Below are 16,368 nucleotides of genomic sequence, written 5' to 3' on the forward strand. Positions count from 1 at the left end.
CGCGTCAATCCGGGGAAACGTCGGCCACCGCGCCTACCGTGGGAGTATGCCCCGCAGTTCCACGACGACCGGCGCCCGCGCGTCCGCAAAGGGTGGCGCGCGCAAGCCGGCCCCCGCCCCGAAACGCTATGTCGGCGAGCCGGAGAAACCGCCGGTCATCGTCCGCGCGTGGCTGGGGCTGGCGCACGCGGTGGGCGGCATGTTCCGCGCGTTCGGGCCCGAGACCCTGGAGAAGGATCAGCGCCGCGACGGCTTCCCGCTCCTGCTCGTCCTCCTCGCCGCCGCCGGGGCCGTGGTGGAGTGGTTCCTCATCGGCACCGATGTCGCGCCCCTGATCAGCGCCTACAGCGTCGGGGGACTGATCGGCCGCGAGGCGTTCGTCTTCCCCGTGCTGCTGCTCCTGCTGGCGGGCTGGCTGTTCCGGCATCCGTCCTCCGTGCACGACAACGGCCGGATCGGCATCGGCTTCGCGCTGTTCGTCGTGACCGTGGCCGGGTTCTGCCACGTCATCGCCGACCGTCCGCAGCCCAGCGCCGGCCTGCCGGCGCTGAGCACCGCGGGCGGGCTCTTCGGCTGGATGGTGGGGGAGCCGCTGGCGATGCTCATCACACCGGTGGGCGCCTACATCGTGCTCGCCCTCGTCGCGGTGCTCAGCATCCTGATCCTCACCAAGACCCCGCCGAACCGCATCGGTCAGCGCCTGGGCGACCTGTACGACTGGCTCTTCGGCGCCGACCCGGCCGAGCGCGCGGCCCGCGCCGAGCAGCGCAGGGCGGATGCCGCGGCGCCCGCCGCGGCGGAGGACGACGACGAGCCGGGGCTGCCGTGGTGGCGGCGGAACAAATCCGGGCGCGAGCAGGACGCCGACGGTTCGCTGGGATCGCAGGACCTCACCCAGCTGCTGTCGCCGGGCACGGTGGAGGGCGGCTTCGAGCAGGTCTTCCCCGCGCCGCCGCCCGCCCCCCCGGCACCGCCCGTTCCCGCTCCCGACGCGCTCACCGAGGTGTTCGATCCGGCCGCCCTCGCCGGCGCCGCAGCGGGCAGGACCGCGCTGCGCGACGACGCGCCCGACCCCGCCACCGAGGAGCTGCCCGGCATCTCGGGCCTCGGCGGCGACAGCCAGGGTCTTCCCCCCGCCGCCAACTACCGCCTGCCCTCGGTCGCGGCGCTCGCGGCCGGCACGCCGCACAAGGACCGGTCGCCGGCGAACGACGCGGTCGTCGCGGCTGTGGAGAGCGTGCTGTCGCAGTTCAACGTCGACGCCCGCGTCACGGGGTTCTCTCGGGGGCCGACCGTCACGCAGTACGAGATCTCGCTCGGCCCGGGCGTGAAGGTCGAGCGCATCACGGCGCTCACGAACAACATCGCCTATGCCGTCGCATCCAACGAGGTGCGCATCCTCGCCCCGATCCCCGGCAAGAGCGCGATCGGGGTCGAGATCCCCAACACCGACCGCGAGATCGTCACGCTGGGTGACGTCCTGCGCTCGCCGGTGGCCGCGGCATCCACGCACCCCATGACCATCGGCGTCGGCAAGGACGTCGGCGGCGGCTATGTGGTGGCGAACCTCGCGAAGATGCCCCACCTGCTCGTGGCCGGTTCCACCGGCTCCGGCAAGTCGAGCTTCGTGAACTCGATGATCACGAGCCTGCTCATGCGCGCCAAGCCGTCGGAAGTGCGGATGGTGCTGGTGGACCCCAAGCGCGTGGAACTCACCGCCTACGCCGGCGTGCCGCACCTCATCACGCCCATCATCACGAACCCCAAGAAGGCCGCCGAGGCGCTGCAGTGGGTCGTGAAGGAGATGGACATGCGGTACGACGACCTCGCGTCGTTCGGATTCCGCCACATCGACGACTTCAACAAGGCCGTGGTGGCGGGGGAGTTGCAGCTCCCCGCCGGCAGCGAGCGTGTCCTCAAGCCGTATCCGTACCTCCTGGTCGTCGTCGATGAGCTCGCCGACCTGATGATGGTCGCCCCGCGCGACGTCGAGGACTCCATCGTGCGCATCACGCAGCTGGCCCGCGCCAGCGGCATCCACCTCGTGCTCGCCACCCAGCGACCATCGGTCGACGTGGTGACCGGACTGATCAAGGCCAACGTGCCGTCGCGTCTCGCGTTCGCCGTGACGAGCGTCACCGACTCCCGCGTCATCCTCGACCAGCCCGGTGCGGATCGCCTCATCGGACAGGGCGACGCCCTGTTCCTGCCGATGGGCGCCAACAAGTCGCTGCGCGTGCAGGGCGCGTGGGTCAGCGAGTCGGAGATCGAGAAGGTCGTCGCCCACGTCACCCAGCAGGCGCGGCCGGAGTACCGCTCCGATGTCGCCGTCGCGGCGGAGAAGAAGGAGATCGACGCCGACATCGGCGACGACCTCGAACTCCTGCTGGCGGCGGCCGAACTGGTGGTCTCGACGCAGTTCGGCTCGACGTCCATGCTCCAGCGGAAGCTGCGCGTGGGCTTCGCCAAGGCCGGCCGGCTCATGGACCTCCTGGAGTCGCGCGAGATCGTGGGTCCGTCGGAGGGATCGAAGGCACGCGATGTCCTCGTGACCGCAGAGCAGCTCCCCTCCGTGCTGGCGAAGCTGCGCGGCGACGACGTCCCCGAGACGGCAGGGTCCGATCCCTACGGCGGCGACCCGGTCGAGGCGCAGTTCGCGGGCCTGCCGGTCGTCGACGAGGACGACGACGGCGAAGACGCGTGGCAGCTGACGGGGCGCGACTGATGGCCGTTCCCCGGCAGCTGCCGAATGCGATCACGATCGTCCGCATCCTGTGCGCACCGGTCTTCCTGTGGATGCTGCTGGCCGACGGCGGCGCGGACGGACCGCTCAGGTGGTGGGCGGCGGTGCTGTTCATCGTCGCGATCGGCACCGACGGCATCGACGGCTACCTCGCGCGTCGCCACGACATCGTCACCGACCTCGGCAAGCTCCTGGATCCCATCGCCGACAAGGCGCTCACCGGCGTGGCCTTCGTGGGGCTGTCGATCCTGGGCGAGCTGCCGTGGTGGGTCACGATCGTCGTGCTGGTGCGCGAAGTGGGCATCACGGTGTACCGCTTCATCGTGGTGAGCGACCACGTGCTGGCAGCGGCGTGGATGGGCAAGCTCAAGACCGTCGCGCAGGCCGTCGCCCTCTCCCTCGCGCTCACGCCGCTGGCGACCCTGATCGACAGCCTGGTGTGGGCCGGCGCGGTGTGGTGGGTGAACGTCGTGACGATGACCATCGCGGTGGTCCTCACGATCGCCAGCGGCATCGACTACATCGTCACCGAGGTGCGAGCGGCCCGTTCCCGCAGGACCGCGTCGTGATGGAGCTCCCCGAAGAGCTCGAGCAGACACTGGCCAGCAACCCTCGCGAGAGCGCCGCCACCCTGGTGGAGCGCCTCGCCGAACTCGGCTGGTCGATCGCGGTGGCAGAGTCGCTCACCGGGGGACTCGTGGTCTCCTCGCTCGTGGCCGTGCCGGGCGCCTCGCGGGTCGTCCGCGGCGGCGTCGTGGCGTACGCCACCGATATCAAGCAGACGGTGCTGGGCGTGGACGCCGCCCTCCTCGAGGCGCACGGGGCGGTGCATCCCCGCGTGGCACGGCAGATGGCCAAGGGTGTGCGCGAGGTGCTCGGTCACGGCGGCGTCGCGGCGGAGGTGGGGATCGCGACGACGGGGATCGCCGGTCCGGAATCTCCCGACGGCCAGCCCGTGGGCACGGTGCACATCGCGGTCTCCACCCCGCTGGGCACGCGCGTGGACTCGCTCGTGCTCAGCGGCGACCGCGACGCCATCCGCGCGGAGGCAGCACGGATCGCGGTCCGTCGTGCCCTGGTGGCGCTGTGATCGGCGTTCCAGGCAGGGGAATAAGGCCTGTTTCCAGGCGGTTACATTGGGGGATTCCCAACCTTTCCCCAGCGCGCGGGTTTAGATTGGCACCACTGGGTGTTGTACCGTTGTCCACCCGGGAACGGCGGAGTCGAGCGTGAGGAGGGGCAAGAAATGATCCTGGTACGTCAAGAGATCGGCGAAGTCCTGCGCGAGCTCCGCCAGCAGAAGGGTCGCACCCTCCGGCAGGTGGCCAGCCGCGCGAGCGTGGCGCTGGGCTACCTGAGCGAGGTCGAGCGCGGTCAGAAGGAAGCCTCGAGCGAGATCCTGGCCGCGGTGGCGGAAGCGCTCGACGTGCCCATCTCGGTCATCATGCGCGAAGTCGGCGACCGGCTGTCCGTGCTCGAAGGCCTGCAGGCCTTCCCCGACGTCGTCCCCGACGATCTGGTGGCATCGGTCGAGCCCGAGCTGTCGCTGCGCTGATCAGCCGACTCGATCTGGAACACCTTCGTGCGTAGATCCGAGTTCGATCGTGCCGTCTCCGACGAATTCGGTGCGCGCGGGGCGTCGCTCGTGAGCGACCTCGTCCTCTCCGCCATCGGCGGGCGCACGGCGGAAGAAGCGCTCGCGGCCGGTGTGCCGCCGCGCGAGGTCTGGCTCGCGCTGTGCGAGGAGACCGACGTGCCGCCTTCGCGGCGCTACGGGGCCGGCCGCCTCGAGCCGAAGCGCAGCTGACCCCGGCGTCTGCGAGACGCGGTCCGGCACCGAGGGGACGATTCCCGGCGTGTCATCGAAGATGTGTTCGATCCGAGCGTAGGCTCCTGCACAGCAGGTGTCGCGAAAGCGTCTGTCCCCGCCACGAGGGGAATCCGCCGCAATGTCGGAACCCCCGCCTAGCGTGGACAGCGTCGAATGACACCACACGCCTTGTCGCAGCATCCCGTCCGCCGGGTGGGAGCGCGTCAGCCTACAGGCGACGGACCACGCACCAGAAGGAGCACACCATGCCCTCACCCGCAGACCGCGAGAAGGCCCTCGAATCGGCTCTCGCCCAGATCGACCGGCAGTTCGGAAAGGGCTCGGTCATGCGACTGGGCAGCGATGAGCGTGCGCCCGTCGCCGTCATCCCGACCGGCTCCATCGCCCTGGACGTCGCCCTCGGCGTGGGCGGGCTCCCGCGTGGCCGCATCATCGAGATCTACGGCCCGGAGTCCTCCGGTAAGACGACGCTGACGCTGCACGCGATCGCCAATGTCCAGCGCGCCGGCGGCATCGCGGCGTTCATCGACGCCGAGCACGCGCTCGACCCCGACTACGCCAAGAAGCTGGGCGTCGACATCGACTCCCTCCTGGTGTCCCAGCCCGACACGGGTGAGCAGGCGCTCGAGATCGCCGACATGCTGGTGCGCTCGGGAGCCATCGACCTGGTCGTCATCGACTCCGTGGCCGCCCTCGTGCCGCGGGCCGAGATCGAAGGCGAGATGGGCGACTCCCACGTCGGCCTGCAGGCGCGCCTCATGTCTCAGGCCCTGCGCAAGCTCACCGGTGGGCTGAACACCACCAACACGACCATGATCTTCATCAACCAGCTGCGCGAGAAGATCGGCGTGTTCTTCGGTTCGCCCGAGACCACCGCCGGTGGTAAGGCGCTGAAGTTCTACGCATCCGTGCGCCTGGACATCCGTCGCATCGAGACGCTCAAAGACGGCACCGACGCGGTCGGGAACCGTACGCGCGTCAAGGTCGTGAAGAACAAGATGGCCCCGCCGTTCAAGCAGGCCGAGTTCGACATCCTCTACGGCACGGGCATCTCGCGCGAGGGCAGCCTCATCGACTTCGGCGTGGAGCACGCGATCGTGAAGAAGTCCGGCGCGTGGTACACGTACGACGGCGAGCAGCTGGGGCAGGGCAAGGAGAACGCCCGCAACTTCCTGCTGAAGAACCCCGACGTGGCCGCCGAGATCGAAACGAAGATCAAGGACAAGCTGGGGATCGGCGCACCGCGCGGAGGTGCGGTCGAAGACGAGCTGGCCGCGCGCCGCCCGGCCTGACATGCCGGCATTCGACGGGGGCGAGGACGACCGCCTCGCCCCCGTGACCCCCCTGTTCGGCGCGCAGCCCGACGCGGCCGCGTGGCATCCGGCGTGGCGGAGCGACGAGCAGACGGAGCCGGAGACGACGCGTGCGTCCGAGCCCGCATCCGATGCCGTCGCCGACGCGGAGCGCGCGCTCCTGCGCCGCCTGCGCGCCCGGCAGCTGTCGGTCTCCGAGGCGCGGTCGTTCCTGCTCACGGGAACCTCCCTGGAGCGCCCGCAGGTGGACGAGCTGATCGAGGAGTTCGGTCGCCGCGGGTATCTCGACGACGCGGTGCTGGCGGAGCAGCTGATCCACGCCGCGACGCAGCGGAAGGGCCAGGGGCGACGGGCGATCGCCCAGGCGCTGTCGGCGCGAGGCGTCCCTCGCGACGTGTCGGATGCTGCGCTGGGCGAGCTTCCCGACGACGACGCCGAGCGCGCCCTCGAGTTCGCCCGCACCAAGGCGCGCCAGCTCGGCCGGTACGACGACGACACGGCGCTGCGCCGGCTGATGGGCCAACTGGCCCGGCGCGGCTACCCCGGGTCGGTCGCCGCGACGGCGGCGCGCGCGGCCCTGGCGGAGAACCGGTCCGGCGGCGGGGTGCGATTCCGCTAACGGGTTCGGGGGCGCCGCGCCGCGGGCTCTATGCTCGGCGATGTGGCCCGCTCGCACCGCTCGCACCGTCGCCGGTGGCCCATCGTCATCGGGGTCGTCGCAGCGGTCGTGGCCACGGCCGTGGTGGTGGGCGTTCCGCTGTGGAGTGCGCAGATCCTGCTCACCCCGCATCACAGCCTCAGCACCGCGGCCGGTACGGTCGTGGCCGTCGGCGAGGACGAGATCACCCTCACCCACACGGATGCCGGCACCCGGGAGGGTACGTACGGCCTGACGTGGTCGGACGAGAACGGCCGGATCGCGGGGGAGGCGGTCGTCGGGCCCATGCTGTGGACCGACGGCGCCACGATCACGCGGCAGTTCCTCCCCGCCGGCGCTGTTCCCGCCGCCGGGACGAAGGTCGACCTGAACCCCAACCTGTGGACCGGCGATCCGCGCACCGCGCTCGGAATCGATTTCCAGGACGTGGACATCGAGGGGGAGCTCGGCGCGATGCCCGCGTGGCTCGTCGAAGGCGAGGGCGACACGTGGGTGCTGTTCGTGCACGGGATCGACGGTGTGCGCCAGAGCGGCCTGCGCCCACTGGTCACCCTCGCAGACGCTGGTCTGCCCACGCTCCTGATCTCCTACCGGAACGATGCGGGGGCCCCGCCGAGCCCGAACGGGCTGATCAGCCTGGGCGAGCGCGAGTGGCGTGACCTCGAGGCAGCCGCCGACTACGCCCTCCAGCGCGGCGCGGAGAAGTTCGTGCTCTACGGCGACTCGATGGGCGGCAGCATCGTCACGCGCTTCCTGCACGAGTCGCACCATGCCGACCGTGTCGTCGGCCTGGTGCTGGATGCTCCCGTCCTCGACTGGTCGGCGGTGATCGACGGACAGGCCGAGCGCCTGCACCTCAGCGCCCTCGCACCGCTCGTGCGTCTCGTCGTGCAATGGCGGGGCGACCTGTCGCTGACACCGCTGGACGAACTGGACCAGACGGCGGCGTTCGAGCGGCTGCCCGTCCTGCTGTTCCAGGGTCTCGCCGACCCGCTGGTCCCGCACGCCGACAGTGCCGACTTCGCCGCATCGCTGCCGAAGGCGCAGTACGTCCCGGTGCCCGGAGCGGGCCACATCCAGAGCTGGAACGTCGATCCGGAGGGCTACGCGTCGCACCTCGAGCGGTTCCTGGAACCGTTCCTCCCGTGACCGCCGGGGGCTGACCACCGGGGGCGCCGCCGCCCGAACGTAGAATGGCTCGCATCATGTCTGCCCCCTCCAGCGCTCCCACGCTCATCGCGCCGTCCGCGGCCGCGAGCGACCTCGACGGCCGCCCCCGCACCTACGAGGTGCGCACGTTCGGGTGCCAGATGAACGTGCACGACTCCGAGCGCCTGTCCGGCTCCCTCGAGAGCGCGGGTTACGTCCGCGCCGCGGCCGGCGAGGAAGCCGACGTCATCGTCATCAACACGTGCGCCGTGCGCGACAACGCCGCCGGCAAGCTGTACGGCACCCTCGGGCACTTGAAGTCCCGCAAGGATGTGCATCACGGCATGCAGATCGCCGTCGGCGGGTGCATGGCGCAGATGGACAAGCAGGCCGTCCTGGACAAGGCGCCCTGGGTCGACGTGGTGTTCGGCACCCACAACATGGGCTCCCTCCCGAACCTGCTCGAGCGCGCCCGCCACAACGGCGAGGCGGAGCTTGAGATCCTCGAATCCCTCGAGGTGTTCCCCTCGACGCTGCCCACCAAGCGCGACTCCGCCGCCAGCGGCTGGGTCTCGATCTCCGTCGGCTGCAACAACACCTGCACGTTCTGCATCGTCCCGAGCCTGCGCGGCAAGGAGAAGGACCGCCGTCCCGGCGACATCCTCAGCGAGATCCGGATGCTGGTGGACGACGGGGCGATCGAGGTGACGCTGCTCGGGCAGAACGTGAACTCCTACGGCGTGGAGTTCGGCGACCGGCTGGCGTTCGGCAAACTGCTGCGGGCGGCCGGGGAGATCGACGGACTCGAGCGCATCCGGTTCACGAGCCCGCATCCGGCGGCGTTCACCGACGACGTCATCGCGGCCATGGCCGAGACCCCTGCCGTCATGCCGTCGCTGCACATGCCGCTGCAGTCCGGGAGCGACCGCGTCCTCAAGGCCATGCGGCGCTCGTACCGCAGCGAACGGTTCCTGGGGATCCTCGACCGCGTGCGCGAGCGGATGCCCCACGCCGCGATCACGACCGACATCATCGTCGGCTTCCCCGGCGAGACCGATGCGGACTTCGAAGACACCCTTCGCGTGGTGGCGGCCTCGCGATTCTCCAGCGCCTTCACCTTCCAGTACTCCATCCGTGCCGGCACACCCGCTGCGACCATGCCCGACCAGGTGCCCAAGCACGTCGTGCAGGAGCGGTACGAGCGGCTCATCGCGCTGCAGGAGCGGATCTCGCTCGAAGAGAACCAGCGTCAACTGGGGCGCGAAGTGCGCATCCTCGTCTCCACGGGGGAGGGCAAGAAGGACGCCGCCACCCACCGTCTCACCGGCCGGGCCGAGGACAACCGGCTCGTCCACGTCGAGGTGCCCGCCGGCTCCGCCGTCCCGAGACCCGGCGATGTCGTGACGGCGGTCGTGACCCACGCCGCGCCGTTCCACCTGCTGGCCGACAGCCCCGACGGTGCACCGCTGCGGGTGCGGCGTACCCGCGCCGGCGACGCGTGGGATCGTGCGCAGGCCGAATCGTGCGCCGTGCCGGCGGTGCCGGCCGCGGCATCCGGCCCGCGTCCGGTGTCGCTCGGCCTTCCGGTCTTTCGCGTCGGAGAGTGAGCACGCCGCGCCTATGGGCCGTCGTCGGGGCCACCGGCACCGGCAAGTCCGCGCTGTCGCTGGCCCTCGCCGAGGCGCTGATCGCGTCGGGCCGCGGGGCGGAGATCGTCAACGCCGACGCCATGCAGCTGTACCGCGGTATGGACATCGGCACGGCGAAGCTTCCCGTGACCGAGCGCCGCAGCATACCGCACCACCTCCTGGACGTGCTCGAGGTCACCGAGGAGGCGGCGGTGGCGTGGTACCAGGATGCCGCGCGCGCGACGATCCGCGGCATCCACGAGCGCGGCGCCGATGCGATCCTCGTCGGCGGCTCGGGGCTGTACGTGTCGGCCGTCATCCACGACTTCCGCTTCCCCCCGCGTGACCCGCAGGTGCGCGCGCGACTGGAGGCGGAACTGGCCGAGCACGGTGCCGGTGCCCTCTTCGCCCGGTTGCGCGCGGCCGATCCCGCCACCGCCGCCCGCGTCGACCCGGCCAACGGCCGTCGGATCGTGCGCGCGCTGGAAGTGCTCGCGCAGGGGGAGGCCACCCACGGCGCGGCCCTCCCCGATCGGCCCGCGCCGTGGCATCCGGCCACGCACGTGATCGGCGCGCACATCGAGCGCGCCGAGCTCGTCGCGATGCTGGACGCCCGCGTGGAGGGGATGTGGCGGGCAGGGCTCGTCGAGGAGGCCGACGCGCTGCGCGAACGCGGGCTCGAGAAGGGCGTGACCGCGCGGCGGGCGATCGGCTACGCGCAGGCGCTCGCCCAGCTGCGCGGCGAGGTCACCGCCGAGGAGGCGATCGCGCAGACGCAGGCGCTGACCCGCCGCTACGCGCGACGGCAGGTGTCGTGGTTCCGCCGCTACGCCGACCTCACGTGGGTCGACGCGCGCACGGCCGACGCGGCCGCGCTGGCCGGCGCGACCGCCCCATAGACTGGTCCGATGCCGCTCACGCTCCCCTTCACCAAGGGCCACGGGACCGGAAACGACTTCGTCGTGATCGCCGATCCCGAGGGCGACCTCGACCTGTCGGACGCGCAGGTCGCGACGCTGTGCGACCGCCACTTCGGCATCGGCGCCGACGGCGTGCTGCGGGTCGTGCGCTCGCGAGCCCTGGCGGAGGGCGCAACCGCCGATGGTGCCGAGTGGTTCATGGACTACCGCAACGCCGACGGCTCCAAGGCGGAGATGTGCGGCAACGGCACACGCGTGTTCGCGAAGTACCTGGTCGACGCCGGGCTCGCGAGCATCGACGACGGGCTGCGCATCGGCACGCGAGCCGGCGTGAAGACCCTCACTCGCAGCGATGACGGCTTCGAGGTCGACCTCGGCGCGTTCGCGATCGAGCCGGCGGAGACCCTCGTGCGGGCCCGCGGGCTGGATGTCGCACGCCCGGGCGTGGGCGTGGACGTCGGCAACCCGCACGTCGTGGTGGCACTGTCCTCCCGCGCCGAGCTGGACGGCCTCGACCTCGCCTACCAGCCGATGCTGGAGCCCGCGCCCCGCCACGGTGCCAACGTCGAGTTCGTGGTCCCTGCCGACCCGCTCGTGCGCGATGGAGTGGGGAGCCTGCGGATGCGGGTGTTCGAGCGCGGCGTGGGGGAGACCCTCAGCTGCGGCACGGGCGTCGCCGCCGCGGCGCTGGCCGTGCGCCACTGGGCGGGACCGGCGGCGCCGGACCGCTGGATGGTCGACGTTCCCGGCGGGCGCCTGGGGGTCCGCGTGCGCGCGGGCGACGTGCTGCTGTCAGGCCCGGCATCCCTCGTCTTCTCGGGCGAGGTCACCCTCGCCTGATCAGGGCAGTTCGATGGTGCCGGTCTCCGGCGTTCCGTGGCGGCGGACCTTGAGCACGCGGTATCCGCGTCCCGTCGCCGCCCTGTGCACGCCGTACCCGCGCGGGAACGTCGCCGCCAGCCACCGCTGGAGCGAGTCGGAGCCGAGGTTGCGCTGCACCACGAGCCACGCGTCCGATCGCTCGTCCAGGCGCGGGATCCAGCGCTCGAGCATGCTGTGCAGCTCGTTCTTGCCCACCCGGATCGGCGGGTTGGAGCGGATGGTGCGGAACTTCACGTCGTCGGGAACATCCTCGGGGCGCACGGCGTTGACGTTGGGGAGTCCCAGTTCCTCGGCATTGCGCCGCACAAGGTCCAGGGCCCGCTCGTTGACGTCGACCGCCCACACCGTGGCGCGCGGCGATTCCAGTGCAAGTGTCAACGCGATCGGGCCCCAGCCGCAGCCGAGATCGAGGAAATGGCCGCCGGAGGGCGGCGGGGGCGTGTGGGACAGCAGCACTGCGGTACCGGCGTCGAGCCGGTCGGGGCTGAAGACTCCAGACGCCGTCGTCACTTCCCGATCCTGTCCCGCCAGCGAGACACGGATGCGGCGCAACTGAGAGGGGCTCGAAGGCGACGCGCTGAAGTAGTGGTCGCTCCCCATGCCGAGAGCGTAGCGGAAGAGTATCGGCGCAGGGGGAGAGTTAGAGTGCAGGGATGTGCCGGCCGACACCAGCCGGGCGCAGGATTCCGCGGAAAAGGATGAGATGACGGACACCACCACACCCCGCAACGGGCAGGACGCGCCCGTCGCCGGCACGCACGCGGCGGACACGGATCCCGTGGAGCGGGTGCTCGCGCACGCCGACGCGCGCTCGGGGGTCCGCGTGTTCGGAGCCGCTCAGGCGCTGCAGGACGAGACCACCGTCGCCTACGGCGACACCGACGGCGAGCAGTGGGACCGCGAGGAGCGCGCAGCGCTGCGACGCGTGGGCGGGCTCTCCACCGAGCTCGAAGACGTCACCGAGGTCGAGTACCGCCAGCTGCGCCTGGAGAACGTCGTGCTCGTGGGCGTGCACCCCCAGGGGTCGCAGGAGGACGCCGAGAACTCCCTGCGCGAACTGGCGGCCCTGGCCGAGACCGCCGGCGCCGTGGTGCTGGACGGCGTGCTGCAGCGGCGGCCGCATCCCGACCCGGCCACGTACGTCGGGCGGGGCAAGGCGCAGGAGCTGCGTGACATCGTCGTGGCCGTCGGTGCCGACACCGTGATCGCCGACACCGAGCTCGCGCCCAGCCAGCGGCGCGCCCTCGAGGACGTCGTGAAGGTCAAGGTCATCGACCGCACGACGGTGATCCTCGACATCTTCAGCCAGCACGCCAAGAGCCGCGAGGGCAAGGCGCAGGTCGAGCTCGCGCAGCTGGAATACCTCTTGCCGCGGCTGCGCGGGTGGGGTGACTCCATGAGCCGCCAGGCCGGTGGCCAGGTCGGCGCCGGCGGTGCCGGGATGGGTTCGCGCGGTCCCGGTGAGACGAAGATCGAGCTGGACCGCCGCCGCATCCGCACGCGCATGGCGCTGCTGCGCCGCCAGATCCGCGACTTCGCGCCCGCGCGCGAGGCCAAGCGCGCCGAGCGCAAACGCAACGTCATCCCCGCCGTCGCGATCGCCGGCTACACCAACGCCGGCAAGTCGAGTCTCCTCAACCGCCTCACCCGCGCGGGTGTGCTGGTGGAGAACGCCCTGTTCGCGACGCTGGATGCCACGGTGCGCCGGTCGCAGACCGCCGACGGCCGTGTCTACACGCTCACCGACACGGTCGGCTTCGTCCGCAACCTGCCCCACCAGCTGGTCGAGGCGTTCCGTTCGACGCTGGAGGAGGTCGGCGACGCCGACGTCATCGTCCACGTCGTGGACGGATCCCACCCCGACCCGGCGGCGCAGCTGGCGACCGTGCGCGATGTCATGGGCGATGTCGGTGCCCGCTCGACGCGCGAGATCGTCGTGTTCAACAAGGCCGACCTGCTCGATCCCGACACGCGGCTGGTGTTGCGCGGGCTGCAGCCGGACGCGCTGTTCGTCTCCTCCCGGACGGGCGAGGGCATCGGGGAGCTTCGCGCCGCGATCGAGGACGCCCTGCCGCTGCCGGCGGTGGAGGTGCGCGCGGTCGTCCCGTACGACCGCGGCGATCTGATCTCCGCGGCGCACGACTCCGGCCTCATCCTGGCCCAGGAGCACCGCGCCGAGGGCACGTTCCTGCACGCGCACGTGGGCGAGCGCCTCGCCGCAGAGCTGGCACCCTTCGCCTCCTGACCCGTGCCCCGCACGGCGAAAGTGCATCGCCTCGGCGAGAGTGCACGGGATCCGGTGCGGATTCGCCGAGGTGATGCACTCTCGGCGAACCGGCCGGGTCAGGACAGGGGGAGCGGCGGCACGCCCGGCGTGGCGAACCCGAACACCTGCCCGAGGAAGGCCAGCTCGCTCTCGAGGGCGTGCACGATCGTCTCGGCACGGCGGAAGCCGTGCCCCTCACCCTCGTACACCACGTAGGCGTGCGGGATGCCGCGGGCCACGAGCGCGTCGCGGATCGCCTCGGCCTGCGCCGGGGGGACCACCGCGTCCTCCGCGCCCTGCAGGATCAGCAGCGGCACGGTGAATCCCTCCGGGCGGCTCAGCGGCGACCGCTCGCGGTAGACCTCCTCCGCCTCCGGCAGCGGGCCGATGAGCCCGTCGAGGTAGCGGGCTTCGAAGTCGTGCGAGTCCTCGGCGAGGGTGCGGGCGTCACCCACGGCGTAACGGGCGACGCCGGCCGAGAAGACATCCGTCCCCACGAGCGCCGCCAGCACCGTCCACCCGCCCGCCGACCCGCCGTCGATCGCGAGTCGTGCACCGTCGGCCTCGCCCCGCGCCACGAGCGCGCTCGCGGCGGCGGCGACGTCCTCGACGTCGACGACCCCCCACTGGCCGCGCAGCCGCTCGCGGTACGCGCGACCGTAGCCGGTGGAACCGCCGTAGTTCACATCGAGCACCCCGATGCCGCGACTGGTGAAGTACGCCGTCTTGGCGGATGCGGCAGGTCCGACGTGGGCGGTGGGTCCGCCGTGCACGAGAACGAGATAGGGCGGGCGTTCCCCTGGCATGCCGGTGTGCTCGGGGTTGGTGGGCGGGTAGGCGAAGGCGTGCACGGGGCCGCGCGGGCCATCGGTGGTCACCGCCCGCGGGCGCGGCATCCACTCCTCCGGCAGCACGGCGGCACCGCCGGTGACGAGCGCGGCGGGCGCGTCGGTGTCGAGGTCGACCAGCCACAGTCCGCTCTGCTGCACCGTCCCCGAGCCGGAGACGAGCACGCGGCGCCCGCGGGCGTCTTCCACGAGGGCGCCGGAGGTCACGGGGACCGGGAGCGTCCGCACGCCGCCCCCGACGACGGCGACGATCTCGTCGGCGCCGTGCGTGCGCACCGCGACGAATCCGCCGTCCACGGGTGCGAACCAGCGCGATCCCAGGACCCACAGGCCGCCGCCGGTGTCGGCGTCGGCGGGGGCGAGCGGATGCGGCGTGCCATCCAGGCGCGTGCGCCACACGTTCCACCGCCCGGTGCGGTCATCGAGGTAGGTGAGCTCGTCATCGGCCGTCCACTCGGGCTGCAGGGGAGCCGAGCCGTCGCCGCCGGCGATGACCGTCCAGGTCCGGACGACGCCGTCTTCGAGGGCGCCGACCCGCAGCTGCGTGCGATCCCACGGCATGTCCGGGTGGTTCCACGCGATCCAGGCCAGCCGCGTGCCGTCGGGGGACAGCGCCGGCTGCGCGACGAAGTCGCTGCCGGCCACGAGGCTGCGCACGGCGGCGTCATCTGCGGCGCCGGAGCCGTCGAGGGGGATCGCCACGATGTCGCGCCGCGGCGTGCGGGCGTCGCGGTCGCTCTCGCGCACGGCGAGCAGGATGCCGGCCTGCATCCGCAGCCCGCCGTAGCGCACCCCCTCGCGCGGCGGCGTCAGCGCCCGCGGCTCGCCCCCCGGTGGCAGCATCCGGACGCGGCCGTCGGCCTTCTCGACGTAGACGAGCTCGCCGTCGTCGGTGACCTCCCACGCTCCGCCGCCGTACTCGTGCACGCGCGAGCGGGCGCTGCCGGGGGCGGGGAGGACGTCGGCCACGGCGCCGTCCGCCGTGCGGCGCCGCACGGTCGTCCGGCCGCCCTCCTCCGGCACCGTCTGGCCCCACCAGATCTCGTCGCCGACGAAACGGGCCCCGTCGATGCGGGGCGAGGCCGTCGCGACGGCCTGGGCGGACAGGGGAGACGGCCAGGATCCGAAGGGCAGGGGAGTCGGCATCCCGTCAGCCTAGGCGCCGCGTCGCGCCCGCCCACGGAGTCGCCGTGCCGAGCGCCCGGTGCGTGCCGGTCAGACGGCGCGCAGCACCGCCACGACGCGGCCGAGGACGACGGCGTCGTCGCCGAGGATCGGCTCGAAGGCGGAGTTGCGCGGCAGCAGCCACGTGTGGCCGTCGCGACGGCGGAACGTCTTCACCGTCGCCTCCCCGTCCAGCATCGCCGCGACGATCTCACCGTTCTCCGCCGTCGCCTGCGACCGGATGACCACCCAGTCGCCGTCGCAGATGGCCGCGTCGATCATCGATTCGCCGGAGACCTTGAGCATGAACAGGTCGCCCTTGCCCACGAGCTGGCGGGGGAGGGGGAAGATCTCCTCCACCTGCTGATCCGCGGTGATGGGAACGCCCGCCGCGATGCGTCCCACCAGCGGCACCAAGGCGGCGTCGCCGAGGGCGGGGGCGGTGTCGGCGGGGTTCTCCGCGGCGGTGCCGGGCAGGTCGATGAGCACTTCCATCGCGCGCGTCTTGCCCGGGTCGCGGCGCAGATAGCCGCTGAGTTCGAGCTGGTTGAGCTGGTGGGTGACGCTGGAGAGCGACTTCAGGCCCACGGCGTCACCGATCTCCCGCATGCTCGGCGGATAGCCGTGCCGCGCGATCGAGCGCTGGATGACCTCGAGGATCGCCAGCTGCTTGTCGCTGAGGCTCTTTCGCCGGCGTGTCTGCGGCTTGTCGCGAGCGGTCGCGTCGGTCATTCTCGTGCTCCCTCCCGTGCCCGCCATGGCACCGGTCTTCGAATGTCGGAGGTCCGTGATGGTCTTCCGTTGTCGAAACCGTATCCGGTATCGCGCTGCAGATCCCGCTACACCACGCGTGTCGCGTTCGATCCGTATCGATAACAGAAACGATTGACAGACGAACAGTATCGAAGATAGATTCGGAATACAGGTTCGCATCCGGCCCTCCCGGCCGAGGATCGGATGCGAACC

15 protein-coding genes are annotated in these 16,368 nt (G+C 71.7%); 12 read left to right on the top strand and 3 right to left on the bottom strand.

The window, feature by feature from the left end; translation table 11 throughout:
• The first annotated feature begins 46 nt into the window (after positions 1 to 46).
• The 11 genes from F6J85_RS05875 (at position 47) to dapF (ending at position 11,082) form a co-directional block, all read left to right on the top strand.
• Positions 47 to 2,725, top strand: a complete 2,679-nt coding sequence (locus F6J85_RS05875) for an FtsK/SpoIIIE family DNA translocase (RefSeq protein ID WP_150924224.1) — start codon at positions 47 to 49, stop codon at positions 2,723 to 2,725.
• Entirely contained in the window at positions 2,725 to 3,312 is a 588-nt protein-coding gene (pgsA, locus tag F6J85_RS05880; protein WP_150924225.1) for a CDP-diacylglycerol--glycerol-3-phosphate 3-phosphatidyltransferase, read from the top strand. Before F6J85_RS05875 ends, pgsA begins: the two co-directional genes overlap by 1 nt.
• Positions 3,312 to 3,833: a CinA family protein gene (locus F6J85_RS05885; RefSeq protein ID WP_150927226.1), complete on the top strand. Its 522-nt coding sequence runs from the start codon at positions 3,312 to 3,314 to the stop codon at positions 3,831 to 3,833. Before pgsA ends, F6J85_RS05885 begins: the two co-directional genes overlap by 1 nt.
• Before the next feature lie 156 nt (positions 3,834 to 3,989).
• Entirely contained in the window at positions 3,990 to 4,298 is a 309-nt protein-coding gene (locus F6J85_RS05890; protein WP_150924226.1) for a helix-turn-helix domain-containing protein, read from the top strand.
• Positions 4,299 to 4,325: 27 nt separating this feature from the next.
• The gene (locus F6J85_RS05895) at positions 4,326 to 4,550 is read left to right on the top strand and encodes a DUF3046 domain-containing protein (protein WP_150920936.1); all 225 of its coding nucleotides are present in this window, start codon (positions 4,326 to 4,328) and stop codon (positions 4,548 to 4,550) included.
• Between the two features lie 269 nt (positions 4,551 to 4,819).
• Positions 4,820 to 5,866 carry a recombinase RecA gene (gene recA / locus F6J85_RS05900; RefSeq protein WP_150924227.1) on the top strand — a complete coding sequence of 349 codons (1,047 nt, stop codon included), beginning with the start codon at positions 4,820 to 4,822 and terminating at the stop codon, positions 5,864 to 5,866.
• A gap of 1 nt (position 5,867) precedes the next feature.
• Positions 5,868 to 6,506 (top strand): regulatory protein RecX, encoded by a 639-nt coding sequence (locus tag F6J85_RS05905; RefSeq protein WP_150924228.1) that lies wholly within the window; start codon positions 5,868 to 5,870, stop codon positions 6,504 to 6,506.
• Positions 6,507 to 6,548: 42 nt separating this feature from the next.
• The gene (locus F6J85_RS05910) at positions 6,549 to 7,694 is read left to right on the top strand and encodes an alpha/beta hydrolase family protein (RefSeq protein WP_191906764.1); all 1,146 of its coding nucleotides are present in this window, start codon (positions 6,549 to 6,551) and stop codon (positions 7,692 to 7,694) included.
• Between the two features lie 56 nt (positions 7,695 to 7,750).
• On the top strand, positions 7,751 to 9,301 hold the full coding sequence (gene miaB / locus F6J85_RS05915) for a tRNA (N6-isopentenyl adenosine(37)-C2)-methylthiotransferase MiaB (protein WP_150924230.1): 1,551 nt from the start codon (positions 7,751 to 7,753) through the stop codon (positions 9,299 to 9,301).
• A complete protein-coding gene (gene miaA, locus F6J85_RS05920) occupies positions 9,298 to 10,221 on the top strand; it encodes a tRNA (adenosine(37)-N6)-dimethylallyltransferase MiaA (RefSeq protein ID WP_150924231.1) in 924 nt (307 codons plus the stop codon). Before miaB ends, miaA begins: the two co-directional genes overlap by 4 nt.
• A gap of 9 nt (positions 10,222 to 10,230) precedes the next feature.
• Positions 10,231 to 11,082, top strand: coding sequence for a diaminopimelate epimerase (gene dapF, locus F6J85_RS05925; protein WP_150924232.1), 852 nt, complete (start codon positions 10,231 to 10,233; stop codon positions 11,080 to 11,082).
• On the opposite strand, the gene F6J85_RS05930 is transcribed toward dapF, so the two are convergent.
• Complete coding sequence (locus tag F6J85_RS05930) at positions 11,083 to 11,724, bottom strand: class I SAM-dependent methyltransferase (protein WP_150924233.1); 642 nt, start codon at positions 11,722 to 11,724, stop codon at positions 11,083 to 11,085. It abuts the gene before it with no gap.
• 103 nt (positions 11,725 to 11,827) lie between these two features.
• Here F6J85_RS05930 and hflX point away from each other — a divergent pair, with 103 nt between their 5' ends.
• Positions 11,828 to 13,369, top strand: coding sequence for a GTPase HflX (hflX, locus tag F6J85_RS05935; protein WP_150924234.1), 1,542 nt, complete (start codon positions 11,828 to 11,830; stop codon positions 13,367 to 13,369).
• A gap of 98 nt (positions 13,370 to 13,467) precedes the next feature.
• Here the strand turns inward: hflX and F6J85_RS05940 are convergent, their stop codons facing one another.
• Together F6J85_RS05940 and lexA are read right to left on the bottom strand one after the other, a co-directional pair.
• A complete protein-coding gene (locus F6J85_RS05940; RefSeq protein ID WP_150924235.1) occupies positions 13,468 to 15,384 on the bottom strand; it encodes a dipeptidyl-peptidase 5 in 1,917 nt (638 codons plus the stop codon).
• A 69-nt stretch (positions 15,385 to 15,453) separates the two neighbouring features.
• Positions 15,454 to 16,134, bottom strand: a complete 681-nt coding sequence (lexA, locus tag F6J85_RS05945; protein WP_150920949.1) for a transcriptional repressor LexA — start codon at positions 16,132 to 16,134, stop codon at positions 15,454 to 15,456.
• Between the last annotated feature and the right edge of the window lie 234 nt (positions 16,135 to 16,368).

This window comes from Microbacterium lushaniae (assembly GCF_008727775.1).
GTDB lineage: Bacteria > Actinomycetota > Actinomycetes > Actinomycetales > Microbacteriaceae > Microbacterium > Microbacterium lushaniae.

Excerpts from the sequence above, each read along its gene's own strand:
- F6J85_RS05940 (WP_150924235.1), bottom strand. The coding sequence starts at position 15,384 with ATGCCGACTCCCCTGCCCTTCGGATCCTGGCCGTCTCCCCTGTCCGCC.
- lexA (WP_150920949.1), bottom strand. The coding sequence starts at position 16,134 with ATGACCGACGCGACCGCTCGCGACAAGCCGCAGACACGCCGGCGAAAG.
- F6J85_RS05875 (WP_150924224.1), top strand. The coding sequence starts at position 47 with ATGCCCCGCAGTTCCACGACGACCGGCGCCCGCGCGTCCGCAAAGGGT.
- miaB (WP_150924230.1), top strand. The coding sequence starts at position 7,751 with ATGTCTGCCCCCTCCAGCGCTCCCACGCTCATCGCGCCGTCCGCGGCC.
- F6J85_RS05885 (WP_150927226.1), top strand. The coding sequence starts at position 3,312 with ATGGAGCTCCCCGAAGAGCTCGAGCAGACACTGGCCAGCAACCCTCGC.
- F6J85_RS05890 (WP_150924226.1), top strand. The coding sequence starts at position 3,990 with ATGATCCTGGTACGTCAAGAGATCGGCGAAGTCCTGCGCGAGCTCCGC.
- pgsA (WP_150924225.1), top strand. The coding sequence starts at position 2,725 with ATGGCCGTTCCCCGGCAGCTGCCGAATGCGATCACGATCGTCCGCATC.
- F6J85_RS05930 (WP_150924233.1), bottom strand. The coding sequence starts at position 11,724 with ATGGGGAGCGACCACTACTTCAGCGCGTCGCCTTCGAGCCCCTCTCAG.
- recA (WP_150924227.1), top strand. The coding sequence starts at position 4,820 with ATGCCCTCACCCGCAGACCGCGAGAAGGCCCTCGAATCGGCTCTCGCC.
- hflX (WP_150924234.1), top strand. The coding sequence starts at position 11,828 with ATGACGGACACCACCACACCCCGCAACGGGCAGGACGCGCCCGTCGCC.
- dapF (WP_150924232.1), top strand. The coding sequence starts at position 10,231 with ATGCCGCTCACGCTCCCCTTCACCAAGGGCCACGGGACCGGAAACGAC.
- F6J85_RS05905 (WP_150924228.1), top strand. The coding sequence starts at position 5,868 with ATGCCGGCATTCGACGGGGGCGAGGACGACCGCCTCGCCCCCGTGACC.